Source organism: Streptomyces sp. NPDC046557 (assembly GCF_040645975.1).
Classification (GTDB): Bacteria; Actinomycetota; Actinomycetes; order Streptomycetales; family Streptomycetaceae; genus Streptomyces.
This window is the reverse complement of the sequence record NZ_JBEYZH010000029.1, coordinates 24394-43747: the sequence shown is the minus strand read 5'-3', so window position 1 is coordinate 43747 and position 19354 is coordinate 24394. Positions and strand designations below refer to the sequence as shown.

19 protein-coding genes and 2 pseudogenes are annotated in these 19354 nt (G+C 68.2%); 14 read left to right on the top strand and 7 right to left on the bottom strand.

Annotated features, from left to right (window positions below; genetic code table 11):
• Window positions 1-61 precede the first annotated feature (61 nt).
• From ABZ934_RS29945 to ABZ934_RS29920, 6 genes are all read left to right on the top strand, one after another.
• The gene (locus ABZ934_RS29945) at window positions 62-1339 is read left to right on the top strand and encodes a sialidase (RefSeq protein WP_361319090.1); all 1278 of its coding nucleotides are present in this window, start codon (window positions 62-64) and stop codon (window positions 1337-1339) included.
• Window positions 1340-1374: 35 nt separating this feature from the next.
• Entirely contained in the window at window positions 1375-2598 is a 1224-nt protein-coding gene (locus tag ABZ934_RS29940) for a chromosome condensation regulator RCC1 (protein ID WP_361319088.1), read from the top strand.
• Between the two features lie 29 nt (window positions 2599-2627).
• Window positions 2628-3146: a hypothetical protein gene (locus ABZ934_RS29935; RefSeq protein WP_361319086.1), complete on the top strand. Its 519-nt coding sequence runs from the start codon at window positions 2628-2630 to the stop codon at window positions 3144-3146.
• Between the two features lie 48 nt (window positions 3147-3194).
• A complete protein-coding gene (locus ABZ934_RS29930) occupies window positions 3195-4178 on the top strand; it encodes a hypothetical protein (protein ID WP_361319084.1) in 984 nt (327 codons plus the stop codon).
• 56 nt (window positions 4179-4234) lie between these two features.
• Window positions 4235-5458, top strand: a complete 1224-nt coding sequence (locus tag ABZ934_RS29925; RefSeq protein ID WP_361319082.1) for a hypothetical protein — start codon at window positions 4235-4237, stop codon at window positions 5456-5458.
• A 493-nt stretch (window positions 5459-5951) separates the two neighbouring features.
• Window positions 5952-6443, top strand: a complete 492-nt coding sequence (locus ABZ934_RS29920) for a hypothetical protein (RefSeq protein WP_361319080.1) — start codon at window positions 5952-5954, stop codon at window positions 6441-6443.
• A gap of 244 nt (window positions 6444-6687) precedes the next feature.
• Here ABZ934_RS29920 and ABZ934_RS29915 read toward each other — a convergent pair whose 3' ends face one another.
• Together ABZ934_RS29915 and ABZ934_RS29910 are read right to left on the bottom strand one after the other, a co-directional pair.
• Entirely contained in the window at window positions 6688-7017 is a 330-nt protein-coding gene (locus ABZ934_RS29915; RefSeq protein WP_361319078.1) for a DUF6233 domain-containing protein, read from the bottom strand.
• Entirely contained in the window at window positions 7017-7310 is a 294-nt protein-coding gene (locus ABZ934_RS29910) for a hypothetical protein (protein WP_361319076.1), read from the bottom strand. Before ABZ934_RS29910 ends, ABZ934_RS29915 begins: the two co-directional genes overlap by 1 nt.
• Window positions 7311-7685: 375 nt before the next feature.
• On the opposite strand from ABZ934_RS29910, the gene ABZ934_RS29905 reads away from it, so the two are divergent.
• The 3 genes and pseudogenes from ABZ934_RS29905 to ABZ934_RS29895 all read left to right on the top strand — a co-directional run.
• Window positions 7686-8264 carry a hypothetical protein gene (locus ABZ934_RS29905; protein ID WP_361319074.1) on the top strand — a complete coding sequence of 193 codons (579 nt, stop codon included), beginning with the start codon at window positions 7686-7688 and terminating at the stop codon, window positions 8262-8264.
• A 241-nt stretch (window positions 8265-8505) separates the two neighbouring features.
• Complete coding sequence (locus ABZ934_RS29900; RefSeq protein ID WP_361319128.1) at window positions 8506-8709, top strand: hypothetical protein; 204 nt, start codon at window positions 8506-8508, stop codon at window positions 8707-8709.
• Between the two features lie 122 nt (window positions 8710-8831).
• A pseudogene (locus ABZ934_RS29895) lies at window positions 8832-9083 on the top strand (hypothetical protein); the annotation flags it as partial.
• On the opposite strand, the gene ABZ934_RS29890 reads toward ABZ934_RS29895, so the two are convergent.
• The 4 genes and pseudogenes from ABZ934_RS29890 to ABZ934_RS29875 form a co-directional block, all read right to left on the bottom strand.
• Window positions 9059-9817: a hypothetical protein gene (locus tag ABZ934_RS29890; RefSeq protein ID WP_361319072.1), complete on the bottom strand. Its 759-nt coding sequence runs from the start codon at window positions 9815-9817 to the stop codon at window positions 9059-9061. The pseudogene ABZ934_RS29895 and the gene ABZ934_RS29890 overlap by 25 nt on opposite strands.
• Window positions 9818-10124: 307 nt before the next feature.
• Entirely contained in the window at window positions 10125-10850 is a 726-nt protein-coding gene (locus ABZ934_RS29885; protein WP_361319070.1) for a DUF6461 domain-containing protein, read from the bottom strand.
• 603 nt (window positions 10851-11453) lie between these two features.
• Window positions 11454-12686, bottom strand: a pseudogene (locus ABZ934_RS29880) (IS3 family transposase).
• Between the two features lie 274 nt (window positions 12687-12960).
• Entirely contained in the window at window positions 12961-13227 is a 267-nt protein-coding gene (locus ABZ934_RS29875) for a DUF6431 domain-containing protein (RefSeq protein WP_361319124.1), read from the bottom strand.
• 137 nt (window positions 13228-13364) lie between these two features.
• Here ABZ934_RS29875 and ABZ934_RS29870 point away from each other — a divergent pair, with 137 nt between their 5' ends.
• Together ABZ934_RS29870 and ABZ934_RS29865 are read left to right on the top strand one after the other, a co-directional pair.
• Window positions 13365-13934 (top strand): SMI1/KNR4 family protein, encoded by a 570-nt coding sequence (locus tag ABZ934_RS29870; protein WP_361319068.1) that lies wholly within the window; start codon window positions 13365-13367, stop codon window positions 13932-13934.
• Between the two features lie 85 nt (window positions 13935-14019).
• Window positions 14020-14358, top strand: a complete 339-nt coding sequence (locus ABZ934_RS29865) for a hypothetical protein (protein ID WP_361319066.1) — start codon at window positions 14020-14022, stop codon at window positions 14356-14358.
• A gap of 493 nt (window positions 14359-14851) precedes the next feature.
• Here ABZ934_RS29865 and ABZ934_RS29860 read toward each other — a convergent pair whose 3' ends face one another.
• Window positions 14852-15508, bottom strand: coding sequence for a TetR family transcriptional regulator (locus tag ABZ934_RS29860; RefSeq protein ID WP_361319064.1), 657 nt, complete (start codon window positions 15506-15508; stop codon window positions 14852-14854).
• 142 nt (window positions 15509-15650) lie between these two features.
• On the opposite strand from ABZ934_RS29860, the gene ABZ934_RS29855 reads away from it, so the two are divergent.
• The 3 genes from ABZ934_RS29855 (at window position 15651) to ABZ934_RS29845 (ending at window position 18560) form a co-directional block, all read left to right on the top strand.
• Entirely contained in the window at window positions 15651-16601 is a 951-nt protein-coding gene (locus ABZ934_RS29855) for an alpha/beta hydrolase (RefSeq protein ID WP_361319062.1), read from the top strand.
• Between the two features lie 207 nt (window positions 16602-16808).
• Window positions 16809-17627, top strand: a complete 819-nt coding sequence (locus tag ABZ934_RS29850) for an ATP-dependent DNA ligase (RefSeq protein WP_361319122.1) — start codon at window positions 16809-16811, stop codon at window positions 17625-17627.
• A gap of 24 nt (window positions 17628-17651) precedes the next feature.
• Window positions 17652-18560: a Ku protein gene (locus ABZ934_RS29845; protein WP_361319060.1), complete on the top strand. Its 909-nt coding sequence runs from the start codon at window positions 17652-17654 to the stop codon at window positions 18558-18560.
• Window positions 18561-19354: the final 794 nt, after the last annotated feature.

Here is a 19354-nt window from a genome sequence, read left to right as displayed (position 1 = left end):
GTGCTGTAGTGGGCCTGTCCGCCGCGACGTCGCACAACACTCCTGCCTATGCCGGGCGCTCATGCGGCTCAACTGCTTTATGGGTGCCGAGAACGGCCTGGTCCGGCATGTGGTTTTCCAGCGAGGGGACGTGGGGCAGTTGCGCACATCAGCAGGAAAACGGCGGGGTGCCCGCTGGGTTTTGGCGGGTGCCGTGGGGCTTGCCGTGTTGGCGGGGCCGGCGGCCAGTGGGGCGGCGGTGGCTGTTTCAGGGCCGGAGGTTTTGAGCTGGGGCGCGGGGGACGGCGGTCAGTTGGGTGATGGGGGCCGCGCCGACCGCTGGTCGCCGGGGCCGGTATCCGGCCTGGACGGGGGAAAGGTGAAGGAGATTTCCGCGGGCGGTACGGGAAGCGACACCTCGTTCGCCGTGGCCCGGCTGGATGACAACACGGTACGGGCCTGGGGCCATAACTCGGCCGGGCAGTTGGGCAACGGTTCTCGGCACGATCGGGCTGTGCCCGGTGTGGTGAGCGGGCTACAGGGTGTCGATGACGTGTCGGCGGGCGGCGCGCACGTTCTAGCGGTCAGCGGGGGCCGGGTGTGGGCGTGGGGCGAGAACCGGGACGGCCAGCTGGGCAACAACCGCTTTGGTGACGACAGCGCATCCCCCGTGCGGGTGCCGGGCATTGCCATGGCCCGGCAGGTGGCCGCGGGCTGCGACTTCAGTCTCGCGCTGATGGAGGACGGCACCGTGTGGTCGTGGGGCAGCGGCGTTCACGGCCAGCTCGGCACGGGTGAGCGTGCCGCGCAGAGCGTGCCGCAGGAGGTCAAGAACGTGAGCGGCGTCGCGGAGATCGCGGCGGGCTGCCACCACGGCGTTGCCCGCACCGAGGATGGCGTCGTGTGGACCTGGGGCGACAACTCCCAAGGGCAGCTCGGCGATGGCAGCGCCAAGACCAGCAGCAGCGAACCGGTCAAGGCCAGGTGGCTGAGGGACATCGACCACATCACCGCCGGTGCCGACCACACCTTCGCCATCCGCGACAACAAGACCGTCTACGGCTGGGGAAGCAACCGCTACGGGCAGTTCCTGGAACCCGAAACCGGCGACGACGCGGGACGGGCCAATCGCAACGTCCCCGTCGAGATCGAGGCGCTGGCGGGTGCCGGCGAGATTGCCGCGGGCCGCAGCCACAACCTCGCCGTCTTCGCCAAAAAGATCGTCGCCTGGGGCGCCAACGGCCAGGGCCAGCTCGGAAACGGCACGAACGCCGACCGCTTCACCTTGGTGACAGCGGTGACCGGCGACCTCCAGCACGTCGCCGCCTCGCTGGCGGGCAACTCCAGCTACGCCTACTGAGCACCCCGTCAGCACCCCGGAAAGGGACACCACCCATGAATACGAACCAGACCCACCTTCCTGCCCGCCGCCACCGCCGGCTGCGGACCGCCGGCACAGCGTCAGCGACCGCGGCCATGCTCCTCGCGGCGCTCGCGGGCGGCGCCTCCCCGTCGGCGGCCGACACCTCGCCTGATCCGTGGGTATACAGCTGGGGGCCGAATGCCTCCGGTGAACTGGGCAACGGCTCGACCGTGGCCCTGCAGACCCCGGGCCCCGTCCAGGGACTGGCCCGTCAGGACGTCAAGCAGCTCGCCGCCGGCGGCAACACAACCACCGGGCCGTTCGCGGTGGCGCTGCTGAAGAACGGCACGCTCAAGTCCTGGGGCGACAACACCCAGGGGCAGCTCGCAGACGGCACCGTCAAGGGCCGTTCCTTTCCCGCCACCGTCGTGGGCCTCAGCGGTGTCCAGGCCCTGGCTGTGGGCTGTAATCACGCGCTGGTACTGAAGAACGGGCGGGTGTGGGCCTGGGGCCGCAACGACAGCGGCCAGCTGGGCGACGGAACCACCAGCGCCAAGGACACCGGCACTCCCAAGCCCGTCGCCGTCCAAGGCCTGGACAAGGTCAAGGCCGTCGCCGCCGGCTGCCACTTCAGCATGGCGCTGCGCCAGGACGGCACCGTGTGGACCTGGGGCAGCAACGACAAGGGTCAGCTGGGTATCGGCGGCACGACGAACCGCAGTACACCCCAGCAGGTGCCGGGGCTGCCTGAGGTGATCGCGCTCGCACCGGGCAGCTCTGACGGCGCGGTGCTTACTGCCGGCCGCACCGTCAAGGCGTGGGGCCTGAACAGCAGCGGCCAGCTCGGCAACGACACCATCGTCGACAGCGGCACACCGGTCGATGTGAAGTACCTGGAAGGAGTCGAGAAGCTCGTCGCGGGAAGCAGCCACCACGTGGCGGTCCTGTCCGACGGCAGCGTCAAGGGCTGGGGCCGCAACACCGAATACGAACTCGCCGACGGTACGGCGGTCAACCGCACGACCCCTGTCCCGATCGAGGGACTGAACAACGTCCGGGACATCGCCGCGGGAAACCTGCACACGGTCGCAGTGCGCGAGGACCAATCCGTCATCGGCTGGGGCTACAACGGCTACGGGCAGCTGGGTGACGGCACGACGACCAGTGCCGTCAAGCCGGTCACCGTGCTGCCCGCCGGCAGCGGTGTCAACCGTGTGGCCGCCGGCTGCGCCGGCAACGGCACCTTCGCGTACTGACCCTGCCGCCTTTTCGAAAGGAACCCATCGTGAGTGTTCGTAGCGTCTGGGCTCGCCGGGCCCTGGCCATCACGGCCGTGATGTGTGCCGGCGCCCTCTACGCGGCGCCCCCGGCCGGGGCAGCTGCCGCGCCGGCCGCGCCGCTGCCGGTTGAGTGTGCCCCCGACGACAAGCAGTGCCAGCAGGAGCAGAAGGAAAAGGAGCAGGAGGCCAAGCGCGAGAAGGGCGAGAAGGACGCCGATTCCGGGCGGGAGCAGGTCACCAAGGACTCCGAGGCCGCGAAGAAGGACATCTCCAAGGCACAGGATCAGGTGGATTCCTGCCCGCCGCAGTCCAAGGACTGCATGAGCAAGCTCGTCGGCGACCAAGGCGAGCAGCAGCAGGGCATCGACGACACCAAGCACAAGCTGCGGGACTTCCATCCCGAGCCGCAGAACAAGGCCGACACCGCCGTGGACCACGCCTGCGCCGACTTCGCCGACACCCTGCCGCCTTCCACTGCCGGCGACCCCTCTCTCACCGACATCTGCGAGCTGATGGCCCAGTGAACAACACCCCCCGCCCCTCCCGCAGCCGCCACCCCCGACGCCCCGGCCTTGCTGCCCGCCGCCGCGCTGGCGCTGACCGCGCTCCTGCCGCCGTCCGCGGCCCTGGCCGCCAGCCCCGCCCTCACCCAGGAGACGGCGGCTCGCCCGGCCATCCCCCAGGCGCAGGCATACGACAAGAACAACAAGCCGATAGCGTCCATCGAACCGGTCGTGCGCTACTGCGCCGGCACGCCCAGCGGCTGCAACTTCAAGATCGACGCCGTGGATCAGCCGCAGCAGTTCTTCAGCACCGTGAAATCATTGGGCAACGCGGTCATCAACTGCACCAAGAACGACATCACGGTGGACCGCACGATCCAGCTGCAGACCGGTAGCCAGGACAACCTGGGCGGGGAGATCACCGGCTCCATTGCCGTGCAGGGCAGTATCAACGCCTCCGGCGAAGTCTCGGCCGGCGTCAACGGCGAAGGCCACGCCACCGCCAAGACACCCAACCTCAAGGACGGGCCGAACGCCGAGGTCGGCGCCAAGGCTGGCGCCAACGCCGCCGGCAAACTCGGCGCCCAGATCGGCCTGCAAGCCACCTTCTCCGCCGCCTTCAAAGCCCACTACTCCAAAACCTGGACCACCACACACACCGAGTCCACCAAGTACCAGATGACCGTCAAGCGCGGAGACGTACTGGTCTTCGGCGCCAGCGCCGCCATGGAACGGATCTCCGGCACCCTGACCACCAACCGCGGCCAGCGCGTCACCAACGTCATCGTCGATGGCCCCTCCACCGTCAACAGCAGCTCCTTCATCGCCCGCACCAACACCGCACCCGGCGACACCTGCGACCGCCTGCGCCCCCTGGGCCGCACCGCGGCAGACGACGACCGCTCCCTGTCTTCCCACGGCCGCTCCCTGCAGGCACCCAAGGCCCAGACCTCGGCCCCGGAGCCGGCTGGCGCCCCGTCCATGCCGGAGCCCGCGGACGGCCTGACCCAGCTCCCGGCCCGTCTCGAAGGAGAGGCAGGCAAGGCCCAGTGACCCGCTCTTCATCACCCCAGCACCGCCCAAAGAGGGCACCCGCGCTCTGCGCCGCCTTGGCCGGCACCGTACTCGCGGCGGCGGCCGCCACCGCCCCGACGGCCACCGCCGCCGAGCCCGCCCGCGACGTTCCCGTGATCAACGCGGATTTCACCGAGCCGTCCTTCACCGCCAGCGGCAGCGCAGACAAACTCAAGGGCTGGAGTGTGCAGTACCCCTACCGGCTGCTGCCCGCGGACGCCGCCCACCCCGACAACGTCCCCGCCCTGCTGCTGCGCAACAAGCGCGCCACCGACCAGAGCGTGAGTCAGCGCCTGCGCGGTGTCCGGGCCGGCGCCCAGGTCACCGTCACCTTCGACGACAACACTTTGCGCCGCAACGGCGCCTGTACCGACGCCCAGATCGCCGCCGGCCAGCCCTACACCCTCCAGGGATCCGGCGGACCACAGCAACAGTTCACCACCGATCCGAACAGCACCCTCTGGCACCGCGGCCGCACCTACACCTTCACAGCAAACGAGAACGAACCGCTCATCACCTTCGCCTCCGCCCAAACCACCGGACGCTGGGAATGCGGCCCCCTCATCGCCAAACTCCGCGCCACCCACCTACCGCCCCCAGTGGACAAAACGGTATCCAAAAACCGGCTGCCCACCCCGGAAGCGTTCGAGGGCAACGACCGCATCGACACCCGCACAGCAGCCGACCACTGCGCCAACGCCCGCAGCAACTGCACCTACACCGTCGACAACACCTACTCCTACACCTACTACGACACAGCACGCGTCATCGGCGAGACCTACCTCAACTGCACCCGCAACACCATCGGGCACGACCGCCCCGTGCACTTCACCGGACGCTCCCAGGACAACCTGAGCCAGCAAGCAGGCATCGACCGCCTGTCCAACCTCAAAGACAACCTCAACCAGCAGTTCCAAGCCGGCATCACCAACAATGGCGCCCCGCCATGGCGCTGGACCACCACCACCGACCGCAAGATCCACGAAACCATCGAAGCCGGCGAAGCCAGCTGGATCGAAGCCCAGCCAGGCCGCCAGCGCACCGACGGCTGGTCGATCAGCAACACCGACGACCCCGACAAGCAAATCCGCCTGCACGTCGTCACCGACGGACCATCCCCCCTGGTCCCCGACCGCATCTACCAGCGCACCGGCCCGATGACCACAGCTGAGCAGCAACGCTGCCGCTCCGACCGTCCCACCGCCCCCACCCCCGTGGATGCGGCCGCCCCGGCGTCAGCCACTGACCGCAACGACTGACACCTCCTCCCATCAGCCAGTGAATTGCGCATACATGCCTGAAAGCCTCTGCGGACCCGTTGCGTATGCGCAGTATCACTGGCATCGGGGGTACGGTGCCGCCGGGGCCTTGGATGGAGTCAGGCGACGTCCGGTACCGCGAGCTGGCAGACCGTTCGGTGAGGCGCCGTACCGCATCTGGGCAGTGAGGTACGGCACCTCGCCGGTCGAGGGCGCGGGGTGCCGCAGTCACGGGCCGCGCCACTCGAACCGGCCCAGACAACGTTCTCTGGGCCCTGATCCGTGATCGCGCCCCGTTCCAAGCCGTCCCAGTCCCCGCCGCAGCCGTGTGACAGGCGGTGCTTGCGGAGGTTGCCAGTTCTACCGGGTTCACCGCGCACCCCCGGCGACCTGCGGCATACGGCCCCCGTTCGGGTGAACCATTTGCAGTGCTGGCTGGGCTACGGCGGCAGGTGGTGATCAGCGGCGGCCGGCGCTGGCTAGGGTCCGTCACATGAGCCAAACGTGGCAGTACGATGTCCGAGCGGATCGCGGCTGGCAAGCGACGGACATCCGGAAGGTGGCCGATAGCAGCAAGGGCGTCAGCGTTCGCGCCGACGGTGAATGGAAGCACAGTCCCGACTGGGACGCCGTAGGCCCCGACGGGAACATCCCGGGCAAGGAAGGAGCCTTTTACCCGCATCTGGTGGCCAAGGGCCGCACTGAGTACCCCCACTCCGGCGACGATGCCTACGTCGGCAGCCTGATCGGGAAGTGGGGACCAGACGGCGGGGTGTTCCGCATCAACAAGGGCCTGGTGTTCGACTGCGGCCCCAACGTGGACACCAGCAAGACGCTCTACCTCGCCATCAACGATCGGCCCGACGAGCTTTCAGAGAACACCGGCGTCATGCACGTCTTCGCACGCATCTACAACAGCGGCGACCGCGACCAGAACTGGTACTACGACAGGATCGCCAACTGCTGGCGGAGCTCTACGAACTGACTGATGGGCGTCACGGATTCTGCATCGGCTGACGACAGCGGCGTTCACCGCGCTGTGGTGTTCTGAGCTGGGCTGGCAGGGGACGACGTGTCGCCCGCTTGCGCTGGAAGGCACCCCTGAACGCCTTCCAGATCGCCTTCGAAGGCCGACTCACCCCGGCCGCCAACTGACCCCTACAAAAAACTGGATCAGCCGTCTACTGGACACACCCACCGCCGGCCGCCGGCCTGGTTGGCGAGGCGTGTCAGCCGGGCATGCCCAAAGCGGTGTCCGGGCCGCAGTACGGACAGGGTTCCACGCCGTCGGCGAGCATGCGGCGGGCTTGGTCGCGGTCGATTGGCTTTCCCTTCCCCATCCCGCAGGCGCCGAGGTGAACTCGTAGCGCCTGAGGGCCTCCGGCGGTACGGATGGCTTCTGCTTTCCAGTCCGGGGGAGGCGGCAGCGGTAGCCGGCTCTGCTCCTCGGCGAGGTCGGCTTCGAGTGCGGCGATGGTGCGTGCGACCTGGTGTTGCTGCCAGGTCAGCCAGGCTTGGACGGCCCGCCACCGCTCCAGACGTTCCCGGGTCCCGCTCATCACAGCCGCGCCCCCGGATGGGAGACGGTGAAGGCGCCGTCGGCGTAGCGCACTGCCAGTTCCGGCTCCCCTCCCACAGCGGTCTCGGCGGCCCGCCGCAGTTCCCCCCGCCGGACCGCGCTGTATCCGCCGGCCCGCCAGAACGGATGCGAGCTGATCCGACAGGACAGCCCGATCAGCTCCCGCCGCAGCTCGGCCCCACCCCGCTCCGGCCGGACCGCGAGCAGGTTGTACGTGCGGGTCCACTGCTGCTGGAGGTGGATCAGGTCGTCGGGAAAGGGGAGGGACTCCATCCACTTAGTAAAACAGGTGTTCGAATATCGGCGCGAGGCGCCTCGCATGCCACGGCCTCGCGTGTCAGGAATGCCGGGACGGAGAAACGGTTCACTACAGTGCCGCCCCGACGAGAGGACCTGCTCATGAGCACCCCCACCCCGCGCCCTGTTCCCGTCACCTGGTCGCGTGATCAGGCAGGTCCGTGCTGACGATGTCAGACGACCACCCATAGATACGGGGTGGGTGGGAACCCGCTGTGTACGGCGTGCAGAGAGCGCCTGAGGCAGGCGCAGCACCGCCCCGCGTGAGGCATCCCGGGTGCTCTTTAGCAGGCCGCCTCGTAGGGCTGATGCTGGTCGTGGGGATCCCGCGCGTGTGAGGAGGACCTCGGGGTGACGTTGCGGCCGCCGGTGGAGCCGATGCTGGCGCAGGCTGTGGAGTCGGTGCCGGGTCCGGGCGTGCCGGGCGAGCTGGCGTTTGAGCAGAAGTTCGACGGCTACCGGGCGCTGCTGTTCACCCCGACGGGGTCGGGCGACGACCGGCTGCTGGTGCAGACCCGGCGGGGGACGCTGATCCAGGACCGATTCCCTGATCTGGTGGCCGCTGCCGAACGGCTCCCCGACGGGCTGGTCCTCGATGGTGAACTGGTCGTCTGGGACACCGCGGCGGGCCGGCTGTCGTTCGAGGGGCTGCAACGCCGCACCGCCACCCGTGGCCGCGCCGAGCGTGAGCTCGCGGCGTCGCTGCCCGCGTTCTTCATCGCTTTCGATGTCCTGCATGAGGACGGTGTCGAGTTGCTGCGCCACCCGTATCGACAGCGCCGCCTCCGGTTGGAAGCCCTGTTCGCCGCCCACCGGCTCAAGACGCCGTGGGCGTTGTGCCCGATGACCACTGACTTGATCACAGCCAGAAGTGGCTGGAGTCCTGGACTGACGTCCCCGGCCTCGAAGGCATCGTCGTCAAGGCCATGAGCCAGCCCTACCGGCCGGGATACAGAGGCTGGTACAAACTGAGGCGGCGGGACACCACCGAAGCAATCATCGGCGCGATCACCGGAACCCTGCTTCGACCACAGCTCCTCCTCTTGGGCCGCCACGACACACACGACCGCCTGCGCTCGGTCGGCCGCACGGTACCCCTGCGCGCCCGGAGGCGGCCCGCCTGGTCCGTGCGAGCATCACCGCCGCCGACCCCGGGCACCCATGGACGGGCATGCGGTTCACCTCGACGTGGGGCAGCCGCGAGGCATTGGACGTGACCCTGGTCCGCCCCGAGCTGGTCGCCGAGATCAGCGCCGACACATCCGTCGACCACGGCGTCTACCGACACCCCGTCCGCTTCAAACGCCTGCGCCTGGACCTCACGGCGCGGGATGTACCCCGGTTCGGGGCGGAACCGGACACAGCCGCGGGCTGAGACAGCAGACGGTCCTTACGCACAGCATCGGGCGCCTGTCGTTCAGGACGGCGCCCGGTCGTAGGAGTCCGCCGGGGCTCCCAGACGCGATCCGAGGCGGAATCGCATCTCGCCGGCCGCCCGACGCCCACTACCGGCGCCGACGGACAGCTGGCGACTGGCACACGCAGGCCCTGCGGCACCTGTTCAACCGGATGCTCGGGCAGCTGCATTACTGCCTCCAGGCCCGGATCCCCTTCGACGAATCCATCGCCTTCCCGACGCTGTCGGGAGACCCGAGAACGTCAGTGGTGGGCGGCATTGGAAGTATCAGTAGCTCGGACAATGTGAGGACAGGGGCGCTGCCGACTCAGACGGATTCCGCCCGCATGTAAGAGAAGACCCTGGCCAGCGCGGCGTCCTGATCCCGGGGCGCCCTGTCGGAGAATGCCGCCCAGGCCCGGTTGAGGTCGTCGCGCCGGAAGGGGCGGGGTACTTGGGGGGTCAGCCTGATGATCATCGGAGGGACCCCCGCCTGCTCGTACGGGGCGAGCTTGTGGTGCCCGTCCAGGAGGTAACCCACCCGGCTTTCGGCGGTAGGGAACAGCATGACCAGCGCCGGCAGGTCGCCCCCGGCGCGGATGCGGTCGCGGTAGCGGCGCACCGCCCTGTGGTCGTGGGGCGGCCACGTGTCGGTGGTCACCAGCGCGAGCTCCTCGTCGGCGTACCAGCCGTGGAGCTGGAGTGCGCGCGGGTGGACCACCCGCAGGTGGTGCGGAGCGACCGCGGCCGATATCACGTACCGCCCGGAGGCGAGCAGCGACAGCAGCGGGCGCAGGCATTCCGGATCCGGTGGCTCGGCCTGGCCGGTGCGAGGATCGGGCACGAGGCCGGGGGCGCTGAGCCACTCGGTGAGGTACTTGACCTCGGAGAGCCCGGGGCCGCCCGTGTCCGCACGGGCTGCCAGCCAGCCCATGCTGCCGCAACCGTCGTTGGCTTCCAGAAACGCCGGATCGCCGGCCAGCAGGAGCAGGCTGCCACCGTCGTCGCCTGTCACTTCGATGACGCCGTGTCCGTCGGGCACGTCGAAGGAGACGGAGGGGGGAGGCGGCGGTGGTCGTCTGATCATTTGCCGATCCTATGATCGGCCGCCCGTGCCGCAGCGGACAGAGAGACCGCCGGACTCCTCACCGCCACCACCGACGGCGACACCGTCTTGGCCGACGACGTTCAGTACAGCGTCCGCGGCATCGACACCGGCGGCGTCAATCGCCGACCACTGACACCTCCTGTCGTCAGCCACTGACATCCGTCTGTCGTCCGACATGAGGCCCTGGCTGGTGTTCCGCAGGGTGTTCGCACACGTCGACAGAAAACGAGCGAGCCCCGACTGTTGGGCGACATGAAAATGTCAGTGGTTGGCGGCACTTCGTGTGTCAGAGCTGATCTCGTCGCAGTTGTGCATACGTCCGCTCGCCGTGCGCGTCCGTGATGTCGATGGTGATGCTCTCCCACTCCTCGACGGGTTCCTCCGGGACTACCCCCAGCTGGTACTCGGACTCCGCCAGCAGCTGCGCGGTCACCCGAACGCCGGTGAGGCGCTCCGCAAGCGCCATGACGGCCGCCTTCGTGTCGACGCTCGGATCCGTGTCTCCTGAGGAGTTGAGGCCGACCGCCCCCATCATGGCGTTCAGTTCATCGGGGGTACTGCCAGACCGGTCCGCCGGCCATTCGAAGGTGGTCCGCAGCTCGCCGTCCTCATACCAGTGGAAGAAGTCCATGGGCTTCCCCCCGTTGCTCGAATGCGAGACAGCACGCGTCCCGGCGGACAATGCCTCCATGAGGCGCGGGCGCGTGCCCAGATCGCCTCCGAACTCCAGGGCGAGCGTCCACTCGCCGCCCTTGCCCGGCACAGTGAACGCTCCCGTAAGGAAGGCATCGGGCCACTCCTCGAACTCGTCGAGAAACTCCTGCTGCTCGAAGATGAGATCGCCGAGCCCCTCGCACTCCTCATCGCGCGGCTCGGCCCCAACGATCCGGAACAACTCCGAAGGCGAGATCCCACGCACCAGCGTCAGGGTGTACCCGACCTCCAGTCCGTAGGCGAACGGCGAGGCCGGGGAACGTATCCAGCTGTAATCGGCTGCGGTGGCGGAAGTCATGCAGCGCATCCTCTCAGCGCCCTCTGACACCGGGTGTGTCGGCCGACATCAGGACGGGACAGCACCGCGTGCACGCGTGCTCGTGCACCCGTGTGCACGCGAGACCGCCCGGCGCAGCACGTCGAGAACGGGCACGTGGTCTGACCCACCGCCGATCACGCTGCGCCGAGAATTGTCGACGACACGAGAGATCAGCGGCGAGTGACTCGGGGTTTGGAAGTGGTCGCGGCGGCCTCGTCGCCGTTCGCCGCACCTCTGCCTGGTTCTGTTCACGAGTTCCGGTTCTGGCTCAATTCTGTCAGAACCTGAGCCGGAACCCGAAGTCGTGAACGTCCGTCTCGTGCCACCGCAGCCAGCACTTGTCCCCTCTGTTTCGTACTGCTCGCGGGTGTGTTGCTCGGCGGCCAGGAGCTGCTCGCCGGTGACGTCGAAGAGCGGGGCGGCCCAGTCCTCCCACCGGATCCACCCGCCGTGGGCCGGCTACCCGTGCGGCGCGGAGCCGGGCCGCGTCGAAGCCGTACGGAGTCTCACTCACCCCCGGTACCTACCCGCCCGCGAGGTGGAAGGGGCCTTCCCCCGTGAAGGTGGACACGCGGTCAATGGTCACGCGGCGAGCGTGAGTTTAGCGGTGTGGTGTCGGCGTTCGTATTCGTTGGGGCTGAGGTGGCCGTTGGCGGACCGGCGGCGGGTGTTGTAGCGGGTGAGCCATGCGAAGACGGTTCTGCAGCAGGTGTCGGCGTCGCCGTAGTCGTGGGCGCCCTGGAGGGTCTCGCGTTTGAGGGACGCGTGGAAGCTTTCGCAGGCCGCGTTGTCGGCGCTGGTGCCGACCGCGCCCATCGAGCGGGTGGCCCCGAGTTCGGTGCAGAGGTCGGCGAAGGCCCGGGAGACGTACTGGGCCCCGTGGTCGGAGTGGAATATCGCCCCGTCGAGGCTGCCCCGGGTGAGGGCGGCCATCCGCAGTGCGTCGGCGACCAGGTCGGTGCGCATGTGGCCGGCAATGGACCAGCCCACGACCTTGCGGCTGAAGCAGTCCAGCACAGTCGCGAGATAGAGGAACTCCCCGTCTGCCAGGGGGAGATAGGTGATGTCGCCCATGTATTTCAGGCCGGGTTCGGTGGCGTTGAAGTCCCGCTGGAACAGGTCCGGGACCTGTGCGGCTGCCGGGTCCGGGATCGTGGTGCGGACGCGTCTGCGCAGGCGGATACCGGTGATGGAGAACATCCGCATCACGCGGGCGACGCGTTTCTCGTTGACCCGCAGGCCCTTCTCCCGGAGCTCGGCGGTCACCCGTGGGGAGCCGTAGGCGCTGTTGGACTCGCCGTGGACCTCACGGATCCGCTCGGCCAAAAGGCGGTCCTTGCGCTGCCGGGCCGCCCTCGCCTGTCGGCCGGCGACCCACTTGTAGTAGCTGGACCGGTTCAGGCCCAGGACCTCGCAGAGCCGCTTCACCTTGTAGGTGTTCCGGTGGTCGTCAACGAACTGAAGCGGCTCATCACCAGTTCGTCTCCCCGGCGAAATACTTGGCCGCCTTGCGGAGTATGTCCCGCTCGGTCGCCAGCTTCCGCTCGCTCGCCTCGAGCTCTGCCACCCTCGCTTCCAGCTGCCGGATCCGCTCGTCCGGAGCGTCGGACAGCACCGCCGCCCCCGGCTGGACGGTCGGCTTTGCAGCCGTGGCGGTGGCGCCGCGGCGTTCGCGGTCCCGCGGCACCCAGTCCCGCAGGGTGGCCCGGTTGACGCCCAGATCGGCGGCGATGCTCTTGTACATCGCCCCGGGTGTGGACTCGTACAGGGCTACGGCATCGCCTTGAACTCGTCCGAGTAGTCCTTCATCGCCATCGGCGGTCTTCTCGCTTCCTCCGGATCAAGCAGATCCAGTATCAGCGTGTCCACCACTCAGGGGGAGGCCCCCTCGGGGGAACCTGGGGGGTACGCCTAGGGGGAAGCCTAGGGGGAAGCCGTATTTCCGAGGGTCCTGTATTTTGCATGGTCAGAGCATGTTTTGCGGCTGGTGAGTAGCCGGACTTATATGTGTGGAGGGGTAGGAGGGTGCTGCGCCGGCTGGTGTTGGGCGGGGTGCCCGGAGGGCGCTTGGCCTGCTGTGGGTGTGTCGCTACACCTCGGCCGCATCCGCTCGCCGCGGCCAAAACGCCTCCGCCAGCAACATGTGCGTGACCTTGCAGCCCGGGCAACGAGTACGACGCGGCCGAAGAAACAACCGGGCCCCAAGATCACCCCGGATCTCCCGGGGGCGGCCATGCCACCACGGCGCCAGGGCCGCCCCGCATGACGGGCAGCTCAGCCGACCTTGCCGCGGCTGCCGTTCCACCAGCAGGACGTCGTTGTCGACGATCAGCACCCGACAGCCTCCGCAGACCATGATGTGCTCCCGCTCCGAGCACGACGAAGTACCGCCAGCCTGCCCAAACGTCAAAGGATCATGTTGCTCAAGGCGTCGTTGGTCGAACGTAGGAGGTCAGTGAAGGCTCGTGATCCGTGCTCTGGCACGCTGTCCCGGTGGACGCTCTCATCGGCACTCAAGTGCCTCGTCAGCGACTGACTGATCCGGCCTCGGCGGTCGCGGCTCTGGAGCAGGCCGTCCCCGGCCTCGCCCTCCTTCGACGTACGGCTCCAGCCGGCATCGACTGGGCAACGGTCGAGGACTGCCTGACCACGGAGCTGCCTTCCGACTTCAAGCTGCTTGCCGACAGCTACCCGTCCTTGGCTTTCGGGGACTTCCTTTGCGTCGGCTTCCCGAACCCCGGGCAGGAAACGGCCTGGTCAGAGGACTCCGAAGATCTTGAGATCCTCGCTGAGTGGTGTGCGGATGCAGAGATGTCCATTCCTCTGCACCCCTTTCCTGCCCCTGGAGGCCTGCTGCCCTGGGCCACCTCGAACCAGGGCGACTACTTCCTTTGGAATACCACAGGGCCTGGTCCCGACGACTGGACCGTCACCGTGGCCTCACGCAACGACGGCTGGTGGCACTACACCGGAGGCGCGGTCCAGTTCCTCGCCGACCTGATCAGCGGAGCCTTGGAACTGTGGGAGCTGCCGTCGGTACGGCCTCAGGTCGAGGCCTTCTGAGCGAACGACGGCTCCACGACTCGCTCGTGTTCACCGTGTCCTCGCACACGAAGGGACAGCCCGGCACCGGAGACAACTACATCCCGTGTCCAAGGGGAATGTCGCCGTTACCCCGCTTCATCACCACGCTGAGAGTCGTCTAACAGGGGCGCGGGTCCTGCCGTGGGCGTTCGAGGAGGGCACGGGGGCGTTCCTGTACTGGCTGGCACGGCCCGGTCAGCATCCCGACGAGTGGACGGTGCTCTGCAACGAGGGGCGCGGCCCAGTGTGGGAGCACCACGACATGGGGTGCCTCGCCTTCCTGCTGGCGGTGCTCACAAGAACTGCGGAAACGGAGTACTTCGGCTACCTCTACGAAGTGCTGAAGCCGACGGAGCACTGCTTCGAGTCGGCCGACCTGGCCCTCAGAACGTCCGGGCAGTGACGCCATCGACCGCACTCGACGGCCTGGCTCGCCGCTCACCCACCTGACTGAACGCCGTACTTGGCCGGTCTGGCCAAGTACGGCGCTCAGTCACATCGGGGTCGGGAATGCGGGGGTGGCGAAACGGTTCACTACAGTGCCGCCGTCGAGAGGACCTGCCCATGGGTACCCCCACCCCGCGCCCTGTGCCCGTCACCTGGTCGCGGGATCAGGCCGGCCCGTGCCGGCGATGTCAGACCACCACCCATAGGTTCGGGGTCGGTGGGAACCCCTTGCGTACGGCGTGCAAAGAACGTCTGAGGCAGGCACAGCACCGCCCCGCGTGAGGCCATCCCGGTGCTCTCCACCGGGCCGCTTCGCGTTGTGGGGACCGTGCGCGTGGGAAGGAGGGTCCGGGGTGACGGTGCGGCCGCCGGTGGAGCCGATGTTGGCGCAGGCTGTGGAGTTGGTGCCGGGCCCTGGTGTGCTGGGCGAGCTGGCGTTTGAGCAGAAGTTATGGACAGGTATTGGCGTCTGTCCGTTGTCCGGCGTCTGCGGCGGTGTGGCCGCCGGCGGTGAAGATGCGGTCGAGGTGGTGGCGGAGTACGGCGATGGCTGACTCTTGTGTTCGTTGGGCGACGAGGATGCTGGTGCCCATGGTCGCGGTCATGGCGAGCAGGCTGATGGCCTCCGTGCGTGCGTCGGCGCCGGGATCGGCCAGGCCTGCCGCCTGGGCTCCTTCGATCAGGCCGGTGAGGGCGTTCTCGGCCGCGTCGGGGTTGTCGATGAAGGGCTGGGCGGCGAGTGCTGCGTCGGTCACGGACAGGATCGAGTAGGAGCTGTACAGGAGGTGGAAGGTCCGGCTCTCCTGGTCGGTCGGCAGGGATGCCAGCAACAGCGCCTCGATCGTCACGCGCGGGCCCGGGTCCGGGCCGGCGGCGGCCAGTCGGGCGCCCACGCGGGCAGTGAAGCGGTCGGTCAGGTGCTGGAGTCCATAGAAGAGCAGCTTCTCTTTGGTCTCGAAGTAGTACTGCACGAGCCGGAGGGATACACCGGCCTCCGCGGCCACGTCGCGCATGCCGACGGCGTGCAGCCCTCGCCGCCCCGCGACTTGGATGAGCGCTTCGGCGATCTGTGTGCGCCGTTCCTCGTGGTCCACGCGCTTTGGCATCAGTGCTGTCTCCGGCCGTGGGGGTGGGGTGGGTGCTTCAGGGGCTCACAGTCCGGCTCGGTCCGAACATCTTCATGGTACCGCCGTATCAACAGTATGGTACGTTCGTATCACGAAGAACCGATCTTCCTGGAGGTGCCCCGTGCCCAAGAACACGACCCGAGTGCGCCGCGACATCGGCCACTACGTGAGCGACGAACTGCGCGACCGGTACTTCGCCACCTGCGACGTCCTCTACGCGAAGGGAGCGCCCGCTCGCTCCGAGACGGACGTCGAGACGAGCTTCGGCACCACCCACGTCTACCGGTACGGCCCCGCCGACCCGGCAGCCGACTCACGCACACCCGTGGTCCTGATACACGGTTCGGGAGGCTGCTCCGCCCAGTGGTATCCCAACACCCTTGCCCTCAGCGCCGAGCGCCCCGTTTACGCTCTCGACACTCCCGGCGACCCCGGCCGGAGCGTCCAACGCGAACCGATGTGGCAGCCCGAGCGCGCGGCGCAGTGGATGGACGAGGCCCTCGATGCGCTGGGCCTCGACAAGATCCACCTGGTCGGTTCCTCGTACGGCGGCTGGCTGGTCATCAACCAGGCTCACCTTCGGCCCGGGCGGCTCGCCTCGGTCACCGCCCTCGACCCGGGCGGTCTGGAGAAGGTCGGCCTACGCTTCTTCGTATGGATCTTCGCCAGCCTCTTCGCCACCTACGCACCCAAGGCGTGGCGCCCCCGCCTCGCCAAGTGGCTGGAGCAGCCGGTGATCATCGTTCCCGAGCTGCGTACGTGGATCCAGGCTGGCGTGAAGGCCTTCAAGATCCGCCGCCCCGCGCCGCTGCCACTGTCGGACGCGGAACTGGGCTCCATCCGGACGCCGTTCTACCTGATCATGGGCAAGCGCAGCCTGCTCGTGCACCCCAAGCGGCAGCTGGAACGCGTACCGCGCCTGATCCCCGGCGCCCGCGCCGAGATCGTCGCAGCCACCGGCCACGGCCCGCAGATCGACCACCCCGACCTGGTCAACGCCCGGATGCTGAGCTTCATGGAGGACATTGACTCCCTCGATCCGGCGGCGGCACGGGGCGCCACGGACGCTTAGCCGCGAGGGCCGCAGACACGGACTGTCCAACAGGGCATAACAGAAGTTCGACGGCTACCGGGCGCTCCTGTTCACTCCGACCGGCGCCGGCGAGCGGCTGCTGGTGCAGACCCGGCGCGGGACATTGATCCAGGACCGCTTCCCCGACCTGGTCGCCGCTGCCGAACGGCTCCCGGGCGGCCTGGTCCTCGATGGTGAACTGGTCGTCTGGGATACCGCGACCGGCGGGCTGTCGTTCGAGGGGCTGCAACGCGCACCGCCGCCCGCGGCCGCGCCGCGCGCGAGCTCGCCGCGTCCCTGCCCGCGTTCTTCATCGCCTTCGACGTCCTCCAGGAGAACGGTGTCGAGTTGCTGCGCCACCCGTATCGACAGCGCCGCCTGCGCCTGGAAGCCCTGTTCGCCGCCCACCGACTCAAGACGCCGTGGACCCTGTGCCCGATGACCACGGACCTGATCAAGGCGCAGAAGTGGTTGGAGTCCTGGACCTATGTCTCCGGTCTCGAAGGCATCGTGGTCAAAGCCATGAACCAGCCCTACCAGCCGGGATACAGAGGTTGGTACAAGCTGAGGCGGCGGGACACCGTCGAGGCGATCACCGGCACCCTGCTTCGACCGCAGCTTCTCCTCCTGGGCCGCCACGACACCCACGACCGGCTGCACTCGGTCGGCCGCACGGTACCCCTGCGCCCGGAAGCGGCCCACCTGGTCGGCGAGAATCTGACCGCGGCAGACCCCGACCACCCGTGGACGGGCATGCGGTTCGCCTCGGCGTGGGGCAGCCGCGAGGCTTTGGACGTGACCCTGGTCCGCCCCGAGCTGGTCGCCGAGATCAGCGCCGACACCGCCGTCGACCACGGCGGGATCTACCGACACCCCGTCCGCTGCCGGATCAACGCCCCACGGCCTTCACCGTCACAGCCGTGCGCGGGCGGCCGGCAGCTGGGGCCGGTGGCCGGGCATCGGGCTACGCCCGGCCGGCCCTCCTGGGGCGGTGGAGGGGCCGGTGATGGTGCGAGGCTGGATTGAGAGCCTTTGTGAGGAGAAGCACGAATGCGACCTATTTGGACAGGTGCGATCAGTTTCGGCCTGGTCACGATTCCGATCAAGGTCTATCCGGCGACCGAGTCGCATGCGATCTCGCTGCACCAGTTCCACACCGCTGACGGGGGCCGGATCCGCTACCGCAAGGTGTGCGAGGCCGACGGAAAGGAGCTGACCCAGGAGGAGATCACCCGCGGATACGAGACAGCCACCGGCACCCTGATCCCCGTCACCGACGAGGACCTGGACGCGCTACCGCTGCCGACGGCGAAGGCCATCGAGATCGTCGCTTTCGTGCCCACCGAGAGCATCGACCCGATCCGCATCGGCGCCTCCTACTACCTGGCCGCCGAGGGCGTCGCCGCCAAACCGTACGAACTGCTGCGCCAAGCCCTGGAGCGGTCCTCGAAGGTGGCGGTGGCCAAGTTCGCGATGCGCGACCGGGAGCGGCTGGGCCTGCTGCGGGTCCTGGACGATGTGATCGTGTTGCACGGGATGCGGTGGCCGGACGAGATCAGGGACTCCCGGCAGGTCGAGGTGCCGGACGTGGAGGTCTCCGATGAGGAAGTCGAGGCGGCGGTCGCGCTCGCGGACACCCTCTCCGGCAGGGATCTCGGCCAGATGCACGACGAGTACCGCGAGGCGCTGGAGAAGCTGATCGAGGCCAAGACTGCCGGCACCCGGCCCGAGCCGGTCGAGACCCCCGCCCCGGTCTCGGCGGAGGTCGTGGACCTGATGGCGATGCTGGAGAAGTCCGTCAGCGAAGCCAAAGCCTCCCGCAGCGGCGGGGCCGATGCCACCGTCCACGACCTGCCCGCCGCAAAGAAGACCATCAAGAAGACAGCAGCGGCGAAGAAGGCGGCAGCCAAGCAGGCTCCGGTGAAGAAGAGCGCCGGCCGCAAACCCCGCAGCGCCTGAACCGGTCCGGCCTGCTCGGTCTCGTGGGCCTGACCGCCGGTCCCTTTCAGGGGGCTTCGCGCCGGGGTCGGTTTGGTGTCATCGGGCCGGGGAGTGCGCTGATGCAGGGCCGGCGGGGTCGCGTGCCGTGGTGCCGCCGTCTGTGTCCTTGCTCCGTTCGAGGGCGACTGTCTTTCTCCCGAACACGCGGAAATCTGTGTCGGCTGGAGTAGACATTACGTGGGCGGGTGGTTATGGTTTCTCTCGTAACCGAGAAGGACCGCAGGGCCTGGCAGAGACGAACTGCCGGGCAGTAGTACACGCAGTACCCGTAGTTGCAGTGCGCAGGACGGTGCGGTGACGGAGTTTCGAAGCCAGGGTTGTTGCAGGACGGCGACGGGACTGGTGACCGGACCAGGTGGCCCGCAGTGATCAGGGGCCGCCGCAAGCAGTTCCGCAGTGGCAGTACCCGTAGTAAGTGCAGTTCGAAGTACCCAGCAGTGAAGTAGTGAGCAGCACCTCGGTGAAGGCGTCGGCTGCGGACGCGCGCACCGGGAGGTTCGGCAGTGGGGTTCTAAGCCAGAGCAGACGCAGGATGGGCGACGCGGCTGGCTGCCGAAGAGTGGCGCTCTGACAGGTCACCAGCAGTACGCAACACCCGGCAGTACACGCAGTTCGCAGTATCAGCAGTACGCAGTTCCCGTTTGGTAAGTGAGTGATCCAGAGGGAAAGAACGGAGGAACCAAGGCGCCATCAGGATCGCCCGGACGCCACGCGAGTCCGGGTACCGCAGGACATCGATAGTGAGGTGGTCT